The sequence below is a fragment of the Faecalicatena faecalis genome (assembly GCF_012524165.2).
GTDB lineage: Bacteria > Bacillota > Clostridia > Lachnospirales > Lachnospiraceae > Faecalicatena_A > Faecalicatena_A faecalis.
Genome location: NZ_JABACJ020000008.1, coordinates 83,361 through 99,079, shown reverse-complemented (window position 1 = coordinate 99,079; position 15,719 = coordinate 83,361). Strand labels below are relative to the sequence as shown.

Genomic DNA, 15,719 nt, shown 5'->3' with positions numbered 1-15,719 from the left:
TCTAAAAAAAATACTTCCCTCCTTTCTCTTTATACACCCGATCAGATAAATAAACTCTGATACGCTGGTCCTTTACAATCTCTGTGCTGGGTGTGTCCTAGTGAATCTGTATATCTCTTCTGTCATTTTTTTCAATTCCATATGCACTTTTACATACAAAATGCACTCCCACACCACAATCTTGCACAATCTTTTCAACTATGTTACTATGTTTTTGCATCCTTTTGTAGTAATCATATACATTATTCATACATTTGTCAATATTTTTTAACATTTTAACCTTTTTAGCTTCCATTCTCTTTCCCTGCGTCCAGATTCACGACCACCTGAATCAATTTCTGGTCGATCAGGCACATTTCATCGCAGGAAGAAAGGGCTGCTTCTGCATCTTGGTTCTTAATGGCATTCAGGATATCCCTGTGGCATCCGACAGTATCCAGACATAATTGGGTAGACTGTGGAATGACTCCATAATATTCATCGAATGTCTCAATCATTTTTTTGATCATCTGTGCCAGCATCTTATTACCGGACAGATCTGCAAGAAGATAGTGGAACTTTTTGTCTATATCAGATGGAAAGATCCCCTTCCTGCTGCTCTCTTCCATGATGCACAGAAGACGTTCCAGTTCATTCAGGGATTCCTCCTTGACCTGGCCAATTGCGAGCTTAATGGCATATTTTTCGAGCTCTGTTTTGATATTCAGCATCTCGAGATAATTGATTTTAACAAAATCTAAGTAAAGGTTCGACTTTTCATGTATATGTGCAACATAGGTGCCGCTTCCCATCTGGGAACTGATGATTCCCTGATTTTCAAGAACGCGCAGTGCCTCCCTTAAGGAATGGCGGCTGGTCTGGAATCTAGCCGCAAGCTCACGCTCGGACGGAAGCTTATCTCCCGGCACCAAATTATTTTTCTGGATATAATCCGAGATTGCATCTGCAATCTTAACATATAAGAGATCCTTTGATATGGGGGTAATTAAAGATATATCATTTTTCATACTACATTCTCCTCGTCTGACCAATTGTGAGAATATCACAAAGTAATTTAATGTTATTATAAACTAAATGAACATGTTTTCCAATCATTCTTCTGCATAATATTTCCATATCTGATGCAGAAAGTTACTGTTCACAGTCAGATAGAAGGCAGCAGATGGATTCGTCGAGCTTGCTCGTAAGAAGCGATTTGCTGACTTCCATCTGGCCGTAACCGGTCACTTCACCCACATAAGCCAAAGATTAAGCTGCATCGCAGCGACAGACAGCTCTGCTGGCTGCTTTTGCGCATGTAGGTGAAGTGGACTGTGAACTGTAACAGTAGAAATGATTGAATATAAAAAGAAAAGGAGCAACTCTATGAAAGACCAAATGCTTTTTGGAAACAAGATTGATCTGTATTTTGACGACATTCTAAAGGACCTGGCAGAATTGATTGCCATCCCATCGGTATGTGATGCAGGTGCAAAAGGAATCCCCTTCGGCCAGCCCTGTGCTGATGCCCTGGACTTCATCTTAAGGACAGCAGAAAAACTCGGCCTGTCCGTTGAAAATGTGGATGGCTATGCCGGGGAAGCCCGCCTGGGAGAAGGGGAGGATTATGTGGATGTGCTGACCCATGTAGACGTCGTACCTGCTGGTGACGGCTGGGACACAGATCCTTTTGAGATGATTCAAAAAGGGAACCGTCTCTTCGGACGGGGGACCGCAGATGATAAAGGCTCCGCAGTCGCTGCCCTGTATGCACTCAAAGCCTTAAAGGATGAACATATCACGGGCAATTATTGTCTCAGGGCAGTATTTGGATGCGGGGAAGAAATTGCGAGCGAAGACTTGGATGTCTACTATAAAAGACGTGGTTTCCCTGTGATGGGATTCACACCAGACTGTGCTTATGGAATCTGCAGCAGTGAAAAGGGAATCCTTAGAGTTGACTTTACTGCTTTACGAACAGAAAAAAGCGTCATCCGCCATATCCATGCAGGCAATGCGGTAAATGCAGTGCCAAATCAGGCCTTAGCAGAAATCGAATGGAATCCTGGGAAGTATGAGCTTCTTGTGCAATCGACCCAGGAGCGTCCTGACTTTACCGTAACAAAAGAGGGAACTTCTATCCACCTTACCTGTACCGGGAAAGCGGCACACGGAGCTGAACCTGAACTGGGAGAAAATGCTGCATCCAAGCTTTTGTGCCTCTTATATCAGGTATTCACCCCTGACGAGCTGGGGCCTCTTTTCACATTTGCTGCTGAAAAGATTAAAATGGAATATACGGGCGCCTCTCTTGGCATTCAGATGAAGGATGACGAATCCGGCCCTTTAACTTTTAATTTGGGAATGATCTCCTATGACAATGGAAAAGAAAAGATTTCTGTAGATATCCGGTATCCTGTTACGGCACATAAGGAGCAGATTCTCTCCTTACTGGAAACGGCCTGCCAGTCATACAAGATTGAGTTTACGGAAGCGAACCACATGGCGCCTCTGCATGTTCCCAGTGACTCCCTGTTAGTCTCTGTATTATCTGATGCATATGAGGCAGTCACAGGAAAGACCTGTAATATCTATTCTACAGGCGGGGGGACCTATGCAAGACATGCGAACAATGCCGTAGCCGCATTTGGCCCGGCCTTCCCGGATGAGCCGTCCAGTAATGCCCACGGGCCGAATGAATTCATCGACCTTGACTATTACCGACTCCACTGCCGGGTATGCTTAGAAGCAATGTATCGGCTGTTCACCGCACCGGGGCAGGATTAAGAGACTCCTTCCTGCTTCCGGTTATTATAAAGGAACATCAGCACTGCCATGGCGCAGATTACTCCGTATCCAATCCAGCTCAACACATCCGGGATCTGTCCGAATACAAAGAAGCCTAGGATTGCTGAAAATATAATCTGCGAATAATCATACACAGAAATCTCTCTGGCAGGAGCATGAAAATATGCCGCCGTGATGCCGAACTGTCCTCCGGCGGCACAAAGCCCTGCCAGCAGAAGAAATACAATCTGCATCAAATTCATCGGATGATATTCAAAGAGCAAGAAGGGCAGCGTCACAATGCAGGAAAATGAAGAAAAAATGAACACGATGAACGGCCCCTTTTCTCCTCTTTCCCCCAGCAGTCTGACATAAGTATATGCAAGTCCTGCCGTCAGCCCTCCCAGCAATCCAATCAATGCCGCGGGAGTCTGAAAAATGGACGGTGTCGGCTTGATAATCAGAAGACTGCCCAAAAAAGCGCCTGCCACAATCAGAATCTGCGACGGCTTGATCTTCTCTTTTAAAATGAAGAAACTAAAAATAATCACAAAAAACGGGGACATCTTATTGAGCATAGACGCATCCGAAAGCACCATCCGGTCCACCGCGTAAAAATTGCAGAGAATCCCGATCGTCCCTGCCGCGGAACGTACAAGCAGGTATTTGATATTCTCCCTTTTCCCGGAGAACCATGCCCCATCCTTTTTTAAGATGGCAAATGCAAATACCAGTGCTACCAGATTTCTGAAAAAGCTTTTCTGCACAGACGGCAGATCTCCTGACAGTCTCACGAACATATTCATCAGCGCAAAACAGAAGGCCGATATAACGATATAAGTAATTCCTAAATATTTCTTCTTCATCACGCCTCCACTTTCTGCCCAGATGCCGTTATATTCCAATCAGATACATTCATTTATACATCTGACTGTCCCAAGGGATCGATCGTCCCAAGCCGGCTCTCATGTACAAAGACTCCTCCATTCTTTTCCATCTGGAATCTTCTGACGAACCAGTCACACTTGCACAGGAAAAGATAGTAAATGTTCAGTCCACAGCCATGAAGCGTCTCAAAATTCCCCTGCCCCTTTGCCAGAATCATATCCGCATGCTGAATCAGTTCCAGACTTTCCTGATTGATATGGGCAAGCGAAGTCCCTGCAATATCGGTCCCGTTACCTACGACCGGAACAATGCGGTCCAGACCGACCTCTACGGCATCCTCCATCGTCGCATCATTGAGCACTGGATTTCCTCTGACCACAGCAGTTACCTGAATCTGGGGATAAAGCTCTAGGATCAGTTCGATCAACAGCTTATCCAGCACTATCTCGCCGCAGTTGTCCGCCACATACACAAGACTCTTTGCCGTCTCAAGCTCCTTTGTGAACCGTTTTAGAGTCTCCTCCTCTACCTTTTTCTGCCCGGCCTCTCTGACTAATGTCTCCAAGACAGACGTTTCTACATCCCTCATGGCCCCATAATCGATATAATTTCCGGTCCTGGCAAAAGACAGGGCGCACTGCAATGGATGCTGGTTTGCATGAATCTCTTTTCGTATCGCATCCTCAAAGGCCAGCATCTTTTGGTTAAAAGAATGCTTGATTTCACGATAATCCAGGCTCTCTCCAAAATATTCCTGATAAGCCCTCATAACCTTTGCAGTCAGAAGCGGAGCCGTAGCATCCTCCTCACTATCCCCTATGATACGCAGGACCTCCTTGAGATATGCAGACTTCTTGTGTTCATCCTCAAATCTGCTGATATTCTCTTCCTGCCGGTCCACCATACAGCGTATACAAGCCGCACTGATTCTCATAATTCTCTCCCTGCTCTAGCGTGTTTGAAAATTCATTCCTGCAATCTGCAAACACACTCTAATTCAAAAATGTCTCAATGATGACTGCCTCTGCCTCTTCTTCTGACATCCCGAAGGTCCGGAGCTTCGTCAACTGTTCATCGTTGATTCTTCCAATCGCTGCCTCATGCACGATCTGTGCATCCACATGCTTTGCATTGATCTCCGGTATAGAACTGATCTCCGCCTCATCCATGATGATGGAATCACACTGCACATGTGCATGGCACAGGTTATTCCCCACTGCTCTGGGATGAAAGACCTGTCTGGAGGTTCCCTTTGCAACAGAACGTGATACGATTCTTGCGGAGCTGTTCTCTCCATTCAACTGAACGTCCATGTTCGAAATGGCACTCTGGTCCGCATGAGTCATCAGCTTCTCTGTCACGAAAAGCTTAGCTCCCTTGGCAAGTTCGATAAAGGTCTCTCTTTCTGTAGAATCCACCCCTTTGATCTGGGTCGTCTCCAAAGTAAAGATAGAATTCTCCCCTACATAAATCTTCGTCACTGGGTTCAATACCTTTCCCCCGGTTCCATTTCCCTCTGCATAGTGGTTCTCTATATATTTCACATTCGCATCTTTCCCAATGTGGAACGCATGAATCCCGTCATGGCGGCTCTCGCTGCATCCGTCATTGTGGATTCCGCAGCCCGCGATGATGGTCACATCAGCACCGTCCTCAATATAAAAATCGTTATATACAACATCCTTCATACCAGACTCTGACATCACGACCGGAATATGGACCTGTTCGTCCTTTGCCTCACCACTGATAAAAATATCGATTCCCGGCTTATCTTCCTTCTTCACGATTCGGATATGACGGCTGTCACCATGGCACACTGCCATACCGTTAAGACGGAGGTTATAAGCTCCCTGTTCTTTAAAACCATAGGAATCAATCACCTTAAGTACATTTTCCGCTGCTTCATTAAGCTTCACAGAGCTCACCTCCCTTTTGCTGTCTGCAGGTGCAGGATTCCGTCTCCTGCCCAAATAGCTGTGGCATGATCTTCGCTGCCTCTCCAATCGATTCTACCTTTCCATCCGAGATGACCATGATCCGGTCTGCCATCTGAATAATCCTTTCCTGATGAGAAATAAGAATCAGACTCTCCTTTTTCGCCTTATGAATCTTCTCAAACCGCTTGATCAGCATAGAAAAGCTCCACAGGTCGATTCCTGCCTCTGGCTCATCAAAAATACAGATATCATGATGCTTTGCCAGTACCGTCGCAATCTCGATCCGCTTCATCTCCCCACCGGATAAAGTGGCATCCGCTTCCCTATCAATGTATTCCATTGCACAAAGCCCCACACTGCTTAAGAGGGAACAGCATTCATCCTCTGACAGTTGTCTTCCCGCTGCAAGGGTCAGAAGTCTGCGAACCGTCATCCCCTTGAATCTCGGCGGCTGCTGGAATGCGAATCCCATACCTGCCTTCGCACGCTCATTGATGGACATATCCGTGATATCTTCTCCATTTAAAAGAATCCTTCCGGCAGTCTGTCTGTTGATTCCCATCAGAAGCTTAGCCAGTGTGGACTTTCCGCCTCCGTTTGGCCCCGTGATCACCAGCATCTCGCCATCTGCAACAGAGAAGCTGACATCAGAAAGGATCTCTGACTGTCTGCCCTCCTCCGATACATCGTATGATAAATGTTCTACCTGTAACATCTTACTCTTCCTCTTTTCTTATCGTAACCGCAGCCCAGGGCTTTGGTCCTCTTCTCTTAGCATTGCCGCAGCCAAAAGCTGTCATTCCACTTTTTTACACAATCTCCGAGAAACGATGGAATAAAACCCGATACATATCCGCATAGATACTCCCTCGTCTCCAAATAAATGTAAAATCATGGCTGAGTTTAAAATCCTTGAGTCGAATTTCCTTCAATTCGCCCTTTTCCAGTTCCTGTCTGACTGCAATCTCATATAAAAATGTAATACCTAGCCCCTCTTTTGTCAACTCCTTAATCGTATGCAGGCTCCCGATTTCCGCAGTCTTTGCGAAGTCATCGATTCCAAAATTCTTAGAATCGAGATAGCGTTCCAAGACTTCTCTGGTCCCCGAACCGAACTCTCTAAGCAGCAGCCGTTCACCAAATAAATCCTCCAGCCGTCTTACTTTTTTCCGAAATGGATAATACGGTCCACACACTGCAATGTAATTCTCTGTGGAGAAATGCAGGAAGTCATATTCACTCTTCTTAAAAAAGCCCTCCACCAATGCAAAATCAAGTTCTCCATCGTCCAGCTTCTGCAGAAGTTCCTGCGTATTCCCCACTTCCATATGAAGCTGTGTCTCCGGGTACTGTACCAGATACTGCTTCAAGATCCGGGCCATGATCACCTCTCCGACCGTCATCGTAGCACCGAAGCGGATATCCTGAAAGCCCTTGGACATACTTTGCATACGCTTCTCTAATGAAAGTTCATCGTGCATCATGGTCAAAGCCGCACTGCGCAGCATCTCCCCAGGCGGTGTGAGCCGAAGCTTCTTCCCTTCATAATGGAACAGCTTCACCTGATAATGCTTCTCTAAATGATGCACGTGCTGTGAGACTGCCGGCTGTGTAATATTCAACACCTCTGCCGCTCTTGTAAAATTCATATACTCACATACTGTAAGAAATGTCTCCATCCGAAAATCTAACATCGCAATCCCCCATTAGATAAGCGGGAGACCCTCTTTTTTAAGGTGTGCCCGCTGCTATTTGAATCCTTTTTTAAATCATAACATAATTTTATAGTAAAATAAAGTTTTATAATTTTATTTTATGGATGTTTTATGATATCATAAGAATCACGACGGTCCCGGCTCCTATGGCTGTGACGTCTATCAAATAGTGAATCATTTTTATACCAAAGGAACGGAGGATCTACAAATGAATTTTATGAAAAAAAATGGTCCGGGACTTCTTCTCTGTCTCACGATTGCCATACCAGCCTGGTTTTTAGGAAAGGCCGTACCGGTCATTGGGGGCCCGGTATTTTCCATCCTGATCGGCATGGTACTGACCCTGATGATCAAACAAAAGGAAACCATAAAACCGGGAGTCACCTATACTTCCAAAAAAATCCTGCAGGCCGCAGTCGTTTTCCTCGGCTTCGGCATGAATCTGACTGATATCCTTGCAAAAGGCCGCCAGTCACTGCCTATTATCATTTCCACAATCAGTACTTCACTGATCATCGCCTTTATTTTATATAAAGCATTAAAATTACATCCAAACAACGCGATACTGGTCGGAGTAGGCTCATCCATCTGCGGAGGTTCCGCCATTGCAGCCACAGCACCGGTCATCCGCGCGACCGATGAAGAAGTTGCACAGTCTATCTCTGTCATCTTCCTCTTCAACGTCATCGCGGCCCTGATCTTCCCAGCACTGGGAGGAGCGCTGCACTTAAGCAATGAAGGATTCGGTCTCTTCGCCGGAACTGCCATCAACGATACTTCATCCGTTACCGCTGCCGCAGCAGCCTGGGACGGCATGTATGGAAGTCATACTCTTGAGGCGGCAGCCATTGTAAAAATGACAAGAACACTGGCGATCATCCCGATCACCCTTGCACTGGCCATCTATGGTGAAAGAAAAGAGAAAAAGGAAGAAGGCTCCTCCTTCAGCCTGAAAAAGACCTTCCCATACTTCGTACTGTTCTTCATCCTCGCAGCCGTAGTAACCTCCGTATTCCATCTGCCTGCCAGCGTAACAGCGCCATTAAAAGACCTGAGCAAATTCCTCATCATCATGGCAATGGCAGCGATCGGAATCAACACTAACATCGTCCACCTCGTAAAGACCGGAGCAAAACCAATCTTCACCGGATTCTGCTGCTGGGTGGGGATCGCATGCGTCAGTTTGGGGATGCAATACTTTCTGGGCATCTGGTAGGAATCGGATGTATGGGGCTGCCCGGGAGAAGATGCGGGACCGGACGCTTAGGAGAAGCCGCGCTGGGGGCATCATGTCGGGTGGGTAGACCATACATCGGGAGGGATTCCGGGTCGGGAAGACCATACATCGGAAGGCATTCGGGTGGGGAAGACGGATGGGGACTGCCAGGGTGGAGCAAAATCCCACCCTGACAGTCTCCATCCGGTGCTTCCCACAACGTTCCCCCTAAAATGGAGTGTGTCCCGACCTGATGCGCCTAGCTGTAAGAAAGGTGAGCCTGTCCCCCACCGGGGCTTACATACCGTTTCGAACAGCCATCTAAGCGAGCAGTTAGAATATGTTGCAGAAAATAAGGAGAAAATGGAGGCCATGCTTTGATGTCTCACATCAAAGCATGCTGACACCTGAGGTGCAAAATCATCAGATTTTGGGCCGAATGTGTCAGGTAACCTCCATTTTCTCCTTATTTTCTGTTACATATTCTCTGCGAGCGGTAAGGCTTCGAAACGGCATGTAAGTCCCGGCGGGGGACAGGTTCACCTTTCTATACAGCGCCCCAACTCGTCTTCCACTTCATTCCTAACGAACGTTTATTGTACGGTCGCGATGTCTATAAGGGTGAGTTTCTGGATATCTGTGTTTTCCAGGCTTGTGATCAGTGCCCTCGCGGTATCCATGGCGGTGAGCACGTTGACTCCTGTCTCGATGGCGTTTCTGCGGATGACGAATCCATCTCTGGAGTGTTCGGCTCCCTGGGCAGGGGTATCGATGACCAGGTCGATCTCGTGTCCCAGGATCAGGTCCAGTAAGTTCGGGGACTCCTGCTCGATCTTGCGGACTGGGATTGCTTTTACGCCGCCTGCCTGCAGGGCCTCTGCGGTGCTTTTTGTGGCGAAGATGCGGTAACCGATTTTTTCGAAACGGCGTCCGATCTCCACTGCCTCCGGCTTGTCTTCGTCACGAACGGTCATGATCATGTTCTTGTATTTCGGCAGGTTGATTCCTGCTCCTAAGAATGCTTTATAGAGGGCTTCGTCAAATGTTTTGGCGATTCCTAAGCACTCTCCTGTGGATTTCATTTCTGGTCCCAGGCTGATGTCTGCGCCGCGGATTTTCTCGAAGGAGAATACCGGCATCTTGATTGCCACGTAGTCTGCTTCTTTCTGGAGCCCCGGGGTGTAGCCCAGGTCTTTGATCTTGCTGCCGATGATGACTTTGGTTGCCAGCGGCACGATCGGGATTCCGGTCACCTTGCTGATATACGGCACGGTACGGCTGGAACGTGGGTTGACCTCGATGACATAGACATCTTCCTCTCCGCATACGATGAACTGGATGTTGATCAGTCCGATGACGTGGAGGGATTTTGCCAGTCTTCTGGTGTACTCGGCAATCTTCTCTTTCGCAGCCTTTGTAAGGCTCTGTGCAGGATAGACAGAAATACTGTCTCCAGAGTGGATTCCCGCACGCTCGATGTGCTCCATGATTCCCGGAATCAGGATATCCTCACCATCGCATACTGCGTCGACCTCGATTTCTTTTCCCTGGAGGTACTTGTCTACCAGAATCGGGTGATCCTGTGCGATTCGGTTGATGATTCCAATGAATTCATCAATATCGTGATCGTTGATGGCGATCTGCATTCCCTGGCCGCCGAGCACGTAGGAAGGTCTGACTAACACCGGATAGCACAGTCTGTTTGCCACTTCTTTTGCTTCCTCTGCGGTAAATACGGTGCCACCTGTCGGACGCGGGATCTGGCATTCTTCCAGAATCTCATCGAACAGCTCACGGTCTTCCGCTTTGTCCACATTTTCTGCGGAGGTTCCCAGAATCGGCACGCCCATCTTCATCAGGCTTTCTGTCAGCTTGATGGCGGTCTGTCCGCCGAACTGGACAACGGCTCCGTCTGGTTTTTCCAGATCCACGATGCTCTTCACATCTTCCGGGGTCAGTGGTTCAAAGTACAGCTTATCTGCGATGTCGAAGTCCGTACTTACGGTCTCCGGGTTATTATTTACAATGATGGTCTCATAGCCTTCCTTGGAAAATGCCCAGGTACAGTGCACGGAACAGAAGTCGAACTCGATTCCCTGTCCAATGCGAATCGGACCGGAGCCAAGCACCAGGACCTTCTTTTTGCCACTGGTCTTTTCGACCTCATTTTCTCTTCCATATACAGAGTAATAATAAGGTGTAGCTGCCGCAAATTCTGCCGCACAGGTATCCACCATCTTATAGGCTGCCACGATTCCATTTTCATGACGCATGTCGTGGATTTCCTGTTCTGTCTTCCCGGTCAGATCTGCAATGACATTGTCCGGGAACTCGATGCGCTTCGCTTCTTTTAAAAGTTCAGGTGTGAGCTCCTCGTTTTTCAGAGCCTGCTCCATCTCTACGATGATGGCAAATTTATCAATGAACCAGTAATCAATCTTCGTGATCTCATGGATTGTCTCGTAACTGATGCCTCTACGGATGGCCTCTGCAATCCTCCAGATTCGCATATCATCTACCTTTGCAAGCTGCTCGGTGAGCTCATCCTCTGAAAGAGATGTAAAATCATAGGACATTAAGCTGTCTACATGCTGCTCCAGGGAACGGATTGCCTTCATCAGCGCACCCTCGAAGTTGTCGCAGATACTCATGACCTCTCCGGTCGCCTTCATCTGGGTCGTCAGTGTCCTCTTGGCACTGATGAACTTGTCAAATGGCAGTCTTGGAATCTTGACAACGCAGTAGTCCAGCATCGGCTCGAAGCTTGCGTAGGTCTTTCCGGTGATTGCGTTCTTGATCTCATCCAGTGTGTATCCCAACGCGATCTTGGCCGCCACCTTTGCGATCGGGTAGCCTGTGGCCTTGGATGCCAGCGCGGAGGAACGGCTTACACGCGGGTTGACCTCGATGACGCAGTACTCGAAACTTTCCGGGTGAAGAGCATACTGCACGTTACATCCGCCTGTGATGTTCAGCTCGCTGATGATGTTCAAAGCGGAGGTACGCAGCATCTGGTATTCCTTATCGCCCAGTGTCTGTGACGGAGCCACAACGATACTGTCTCCGGTGTGGACGCCGACCGGGTCGATATTTTCCATATTACAAACGGTAATGCAGTTCCCGTTGGAATCGCGCATCACTTCATATTCGATTTCCTTCCAGCCTGCGATACAGCGCTCTACAAGCACCTGCCCCACACGGGAGAGACGCAGGCCGTTCGCCAGAATCTCCATGAGCTGCTCGCTGTTGTGGGCGATACCGCCGCCGCTTCCTCCCAGTGTATAAGCCGGGCGAAGAACCACCGGATAACCGATCTCATTGGCGAATGCAAGACCATCCTCCACATTTTCCACGACCAGAGATGCCGCCACCGGCTCCCCGATCTTCTCCATGGTAGCCTTGAATTCCAGACGGTCCTCTGCCTTCTTAATGGTCTCGGATGTAGTGCCGATCAGACGAACATTGTTCTCCTTTAAGAATCCCTTTTCATCCAGCTCCATCGCCAGGTTCAGCCCTGCCTGGCCTCCCAGTGTCGGCAGCACACTGTCAGGCTTCTCCTTTTTGATGAGCTGCTCTACCACTTCCACGGTAAGAGGCTCGATATACACACGGTCCGCGATGTCCTTATCTGTCATGATCGTGGCCGGGTTGGAGTTTAAAAGTACAACCTCAATGCCCTCTTCCTTCAAAGAACGGCACGCCTGTGTGCCTGCGTAATCAAACTCTGCGGCCTGTCCGATGATGATCGGACCGGAACCGATGACTAATACTTTTTTGATACTATTATCTCTTGGCATTATTCTGCTCCCTCCATCATTTCCATGAATCTGTCAAACAGGTAACCGGAATCCTGCGGCCCCGGACACGCCTCCGGGTGGAACTGTACGGTGAAGATATTCTTCCCTACATATTTCAGTCCCTCGTTCGTCCCGTCATTTACGTTCACAAATGCCGGCACTGCAATCTTTGAATCCACACTGTCTGTATCCACTACATAACCGTGATTCTGGGAAGAAATGTATACACGGTTGGTCAGAAGATCTTTGACCGGATGATTTCCTCCACGGTGACCGTACTTTAACTTATGTGTGGTCGCACCCGTAGCAAGAGCCATCAATTGATGTCCCAAACAGATTGCAAAAATCGGTATATCTGAATTGTATAGTTTCTTGATTTCTTCGATAATAGAAATGCAGTCTGCAGGGTCTCCAGGACCGTTCGAGAGCATAATACCGTCAGGATGAGCTGAAATGATTTCTTCAGCAGTTGTGTGGGCCGGATAAACAGTCACGCAGCAACCACGTTTATTTAAAGAGTTGGCAATATTATTTTTAGCGCCTAAATCAAGGAGTGCGACTTTCTTTCCTGTCCCTTCCAATACATATTTCTCGGAACATGTCACTTTGGAGACTACCTCTCCTACCTGATAGGCCTTTAGCTTCGGAAGAATCTCTTCCAGATCATAATTTTCATTCGTCGTGATTATACCATTCATGGTACCTTTTTCCCTTAAGATCTTGGTAAGGGCACGGGTATCTACGTCTGCGATTCCCGGAATGTCCTGTTTCTCAAGGAAATCCTGAATCGTTCCCTCACACCTAAAGTTGCTCGGCATGCGGGATAATTCCCTTACAATATAACCATCCGGCCATGCTTTTTTGGATTCCATGTCCGGCGTAATCCCATAATTCCCAATCAGCGGATAAGTCATGACAACTGCCTGCCCCGCATATGAAGGGTCGGTCAGCACCTCTAAATACCCAGTCATAGAGGTATTAAACACGATTTCACTTATCATCTCTCTCTTCGAACCGATACTTGTTCCTGTAAACACGGTTCCGTCTTCTAATATCAGAAACGCTTTCATATGTTCACCTATTCCCTTCGTATTCCCTGCCTTTGAGACTACATTGCCCTTTCACGCGGGTTCCTCCTCATTTTGCAGGAGATGACCCATACAGGACTCTGCCAGGGTGTATAATTTTACATAACAAAGGCACTCTTGGATTCCTATTGTGTCCAGAGCGCCCCCGTGCTCAAATTGTAAAGATTATACTACAATTCAAATCAGATTTCAACAACTTTTTTCAGTCTTAATTTTAGGTCTTAATTTTAGTTGCAAATTTTAGTTTCTATATAACTGGGATCCTTATTTCTTTAATACTTTTAGAAAACCAGTAATCGCTGACAGAAGCCAACCGATCCCGATGATAATTAATGCGGTCTTCCATCCCATACCCTTATCAAAAATAAAGACAAATGTATATAGCACAAAAAGGCTGACAATAGTAGCGCTGCCATATAATATCAAATCTAATTTTCTTCTCTTTTCTTTGTCCATGTTGTTATTACTCCCTAAATTCGTTTCGCAATCTCCAGAGCGATATAGAATTTATCCAAATTGTGATTGGCATCATTGAAACTTGCCAGTTTCATTTCCACTGTAATTGATCAATCATATTTTTCAATATTTATAGTAGCAATCGCAGATTGGTTCGGCTCGCCGGTATTGAGATTTTGGGGTGCTGGTATTAGCATCATAAAGCCATCTTTTCCGTATTTCTGTTCATATCCTTGTGCATATTTTTCATCAACAGAAATATGCTGTACCTGCCCAACAATCATAGCTGTTATTCCCGCACCACTTAAATCTTGTACTTCTTTTAAAGTACATTCCATGTTGATAAAAGCCTCTTGAATAATTGGCGCATGAACAACATTCGCCATAGAGAGTGTAAAATTTCCCACTTCAAATTCATCTGTATCAAGGTCATTCTGATTGATTGTATCTATCAATTTGTCATAATAACTTATTGGAAGAAAGTTAATACAAAAACATTTTTCCCGTTGAATATTGGCATAAGTATGTGTGTGCTGATACAAATTCCCCATAACAGCAAAAAAAGCTGTTTTATCTCCATGAAAGTTAACTTAGCAAAACAGCCACCTATCTTATTCATAATTCCAATAAATAATTATCTTATCCATCACTTCATCCTCTACATACGTATACTGCACAGATTCCAATCCATAATAGCTCAAAAGCGTCTGGGCGGCCTGCTGCACCAAATCGTTCAAGATCACATCGTGTGCCTCCTGATACAGACTGTCATTGGCAAATTTGCAGGTAAATGAGCTCTCCTGGTTAAAGATGGTCTGGTTCATCGCCTCCAGTATCTGATCCGGCTGGAACACCTCATAATACATCCCATTTAATCTATAATAGTTCAGATCCATGGAAGTACACTGGGGAAATGAAACAAACGTATCTGCCGTATGGTTCTTCATGATCTCGGCATCACTGCAGCACAGGTAATCATAATTAATGCTCTGTCCCGGAGGTCTGACACCACCCTCCTCCTCGATGAAAACCGGATCTCCAAAGGTCACGTCCATCTGATAATACTGTCCATTACATTTCACAATATTCCATGCATGTGCTCCCTGGTTCGGAATATTTCCAGTGACATAGATACACTCGATTCCCTGCTGCCTCAGAAGGTATTGAGCTGCACGGGAATAGCCCGCACATACCGATGCCTTTCCCACAAGTGCACTGTAAATATTCTGATTGTCTGGTGCCTCCAGATTGTAATCCACGGTATTCACTAAATACTCAAAGACATATTTGATTCGATCGTATTCCGACATCTCCCCGGTCATCCCCAAGAAACATTCTGCCGCTGCCGCCTCGATCTCTGCCTGCCTTCTCTCCTTCTCTTCCCCGGTATAAGTATAGACTGGCTGCACCTCTGAATACTGCTCATAACTGATTACCTGCATCTGACCGTCGCACCAGAACAACTCTGGACGATCCATAGAAATGAACTGACTCACCTTTTCTAACACTTTCATGTCCGGTGAATGCATATAAATGGTTGGAGAGGCTTCTTTTAGCCCCTGGTACATCTCTTTATAAAGGCTTTGTTCCTCCTCCCCCAGCTGTTGATAATAATATCCTCCTGCCACATCCTCTTCCGATATCTTTATTTCCTTAAATGGCACACTTGCCAAGGGGGATGTCTTCATCTTTACGGTCTCGATCACTTCTTTTGTGGACGCAAAAAGGTCTGGAAGCAGCTTATACGCCGCTGCTCCCAAACCTGTAAAGATACACATTATGATAAATAAGCCTAATATGACCGGCCATTTCCTTCTTTTTCTTCTTCTCGCCATAATTTTGTCTCCGTAACACCG

13 protein-coding genes and 1 pseudogene are annotated in these 15,719 nt (G+C 46.6%); 2 read left to right on the top strand and 12 right to left on the bottom strand.

What is annotated here, in order from left to right; translation table 11 throughout:
* Positions 1 to 97: 97 nt before the first annotated feature.
* Together HGO97_RS10405 and HGO97_RS10400 are read right to left on the bottom strand one after the other, a co-directional pair.
* Positions 98 to 295 carry a hypothetical protein gene (locus tag HGO97_RS10405; protein WP_216241296.1) on the bottom strand — a complete coding sequence of 66 codons (198 nt, stop codon included), beginning with the start codon at positions 293 to 295 and terminating at the stop codon, positions 98 to 100.
* Positions 285 to 1,007 (bottom strand): FadR/GntR family transcriptional regulator, encoded by a 723-nt coding sequence (locus HGO97_RS10400; protein ID WP_216241294.1) that lies wholly within the window; start codon positions 1,005 to 1,007, stop codon positions 285 to 287. Before HGO97_RS10400 ends, HGO97_RS10405 begins: the two co-directional genes overlap by 11 nt.
* A 358-nt stretch (positions 1,008 to 1,365) precedes the next feature.
* On the opposite strand from HGO97_RS10400, the gene HGO97_RS10395 reads away from it, so the two are divergent.
* The gene (locus tag HGO97_RS10395; RefSeq protein ID WP_216241279.1) at positions 1,366 to 2,766 is read left to right on the top strand and encodes a Sapep family Mn(2+)-dependent dipeptidase; all 1,401 of its coding nucleotides are present in this window, start codon (positions 1,366 to 1,368) and stop codon (positions 2,764 to 2,766) included.
* Here HGO97_RS10395 and HGO97_RS10390 read toward each other — a convergent pair.
* The 5 genes from HGO97_RS10390 to HGO97_RS10370 all read right to left on the bottom strand — a co-directional run bounded on the left by HGO97_RS10390 (position 2,763) and on the right by HGO97_RS10370 (position 7,285).
* Complete coding sequence (locus tag HGO97_RS10390; RefSeq protein ID WP_216241277.1) at positions 2,763 to 3,632, bottom strand: DMT family transporter; 870 nt, start codon at positions 3,630 to 3,632, stop codon at positions 2,763 to 2,765. The two genes, HGO97_RS10395 and HGO97_RS10390, sit on opposite strands and share 4 nt — an antisense overlap.
* A 53-nt stretch (positions 3,633 to 3,685) precedes the next feature.
* Positions 3,686 to 4,588: a damage-control phosphatase ARMT1 family protein gene (locus HGO97_RS10385; protein ID WP_216241275.1), complete on the bottom strand. Its 903-nt coding sequence runs from the start codon at positions 4,586 to 4,588 to the stop codon at positions 3,686 to 3,688.
* A gap of 58 nt (positions 4,589 to 4,646) precedes the next feature.
* Positions 4,647 to 5,570: a SufB/SufD family protein gene (locus HGO97_RS10380; protein ID WP_216241273.1), complete on the bottom strand. Its 924-nt coding sequence runs from the start codon at positions 5,568 to 5,570 to the stop codon at positions 4,647 to 4,649.
* Complete coding sequence (locus HGO97_RS10375) at positions 5,560 to 6,306, bottom strand: ABC transporter ATP-binding protein (RefSeq protein ID WP_216241271.1); 747 nt, start codon at positions 6,304 to 6,306, stop codon at positions 5,560 to 5,562. Before HGO97_RS10375 ends, HGO97_RS10380 begins: the two co-directional genes overlap by 11 nt.
* Before the next feature lie 94 nt (positions 6,307 to 6,400).
* Entirely contained in the window at positions 6,401 to 7,285 is an 885-nt protein-coding gene (locus HGO97_RS10370; RefSeq protein ID WP_216241269.1) for a LysR family transcriptional regulator, read from the bottom strand.
* 229 nt (positions 7,286 to 7,514) lie between these two features.
* On the opposite strand from HGO97_RS10370, the gene HGO97_RS10365 reads away from it, so the two are divergent.
* Entirely contained in the window at positions 7,515 to 8,522 is a 1,008-nt protein-coding gene (locus HGO97_RS10365; RefSeq protein WP_216241267.1) for a YeiH family protein, read from the top strand.
* 593 nt (positions 8,523 to 9,115) lie between these two features.
* Here HGO97_RS10365 and carB read toward each other — a convergent pair.
* From carB to HGO97_RS10340, 5 genes and pseudogenes are all read right to left on the bottom strand, one after another.
* A complete protein-coding gene (carB, locus tag HGO97_RS10360) occupies positions 9,116 to 12,319 on the bottom strand; it encodes a carbamoyl-phosphate synthase large subunit (protein WP_216241265.1) in 3,204 nt (1,067 codons plus the stop codon).
* Entirely contained in the window at positions 12,319 to 13,389 is a 1,071-nt protein-coding gene (locus HGO97_RS10355; protein ID WP_216241263.1) for a carbamoyl phosphate synthase small subunit, read from the bottom strand. The genes carB and HGO97_RS10355 overlap by 1 nt, the downstream gene beginning before the upstream one ends.
* Positions 13,390 to 13,671: 282 nt before the next feature.
* Positions 13,672 to 13,863, bottom strand: a complete 192-nt coding sequence (locus HGO97_RS10350) for a hypothetical protein (protein WP_216241261.1) — start codon at positions 13,861 to 13,863, stop codon at positions 13,672 to 13,674.
* A 110-nt stretch (positions 13,864 to 13,973) separates the two neighbouring features.
* Positions 13,974 to 14,447, bottom strand: a pseudogene (locus tag HGO97_RS10345) (flavin reductase family protein); the annotation flags it as partial.
* Between the two features lie 27 nt (positions 14,448 to 14,474).
* Complete coding sequence (locus HGO97_RS10340; protein WP_216241259.1) at positions 14,475 to 15,698, bottom strand: transglutaminase domain-containing protein; 1,224 nt, start codon at positions 15,696 to 15,698, stop codon at positions 14,475 to 14,477.
* Positions 15,699 to 15,719 lie beyond the last annotated feature (21 nt).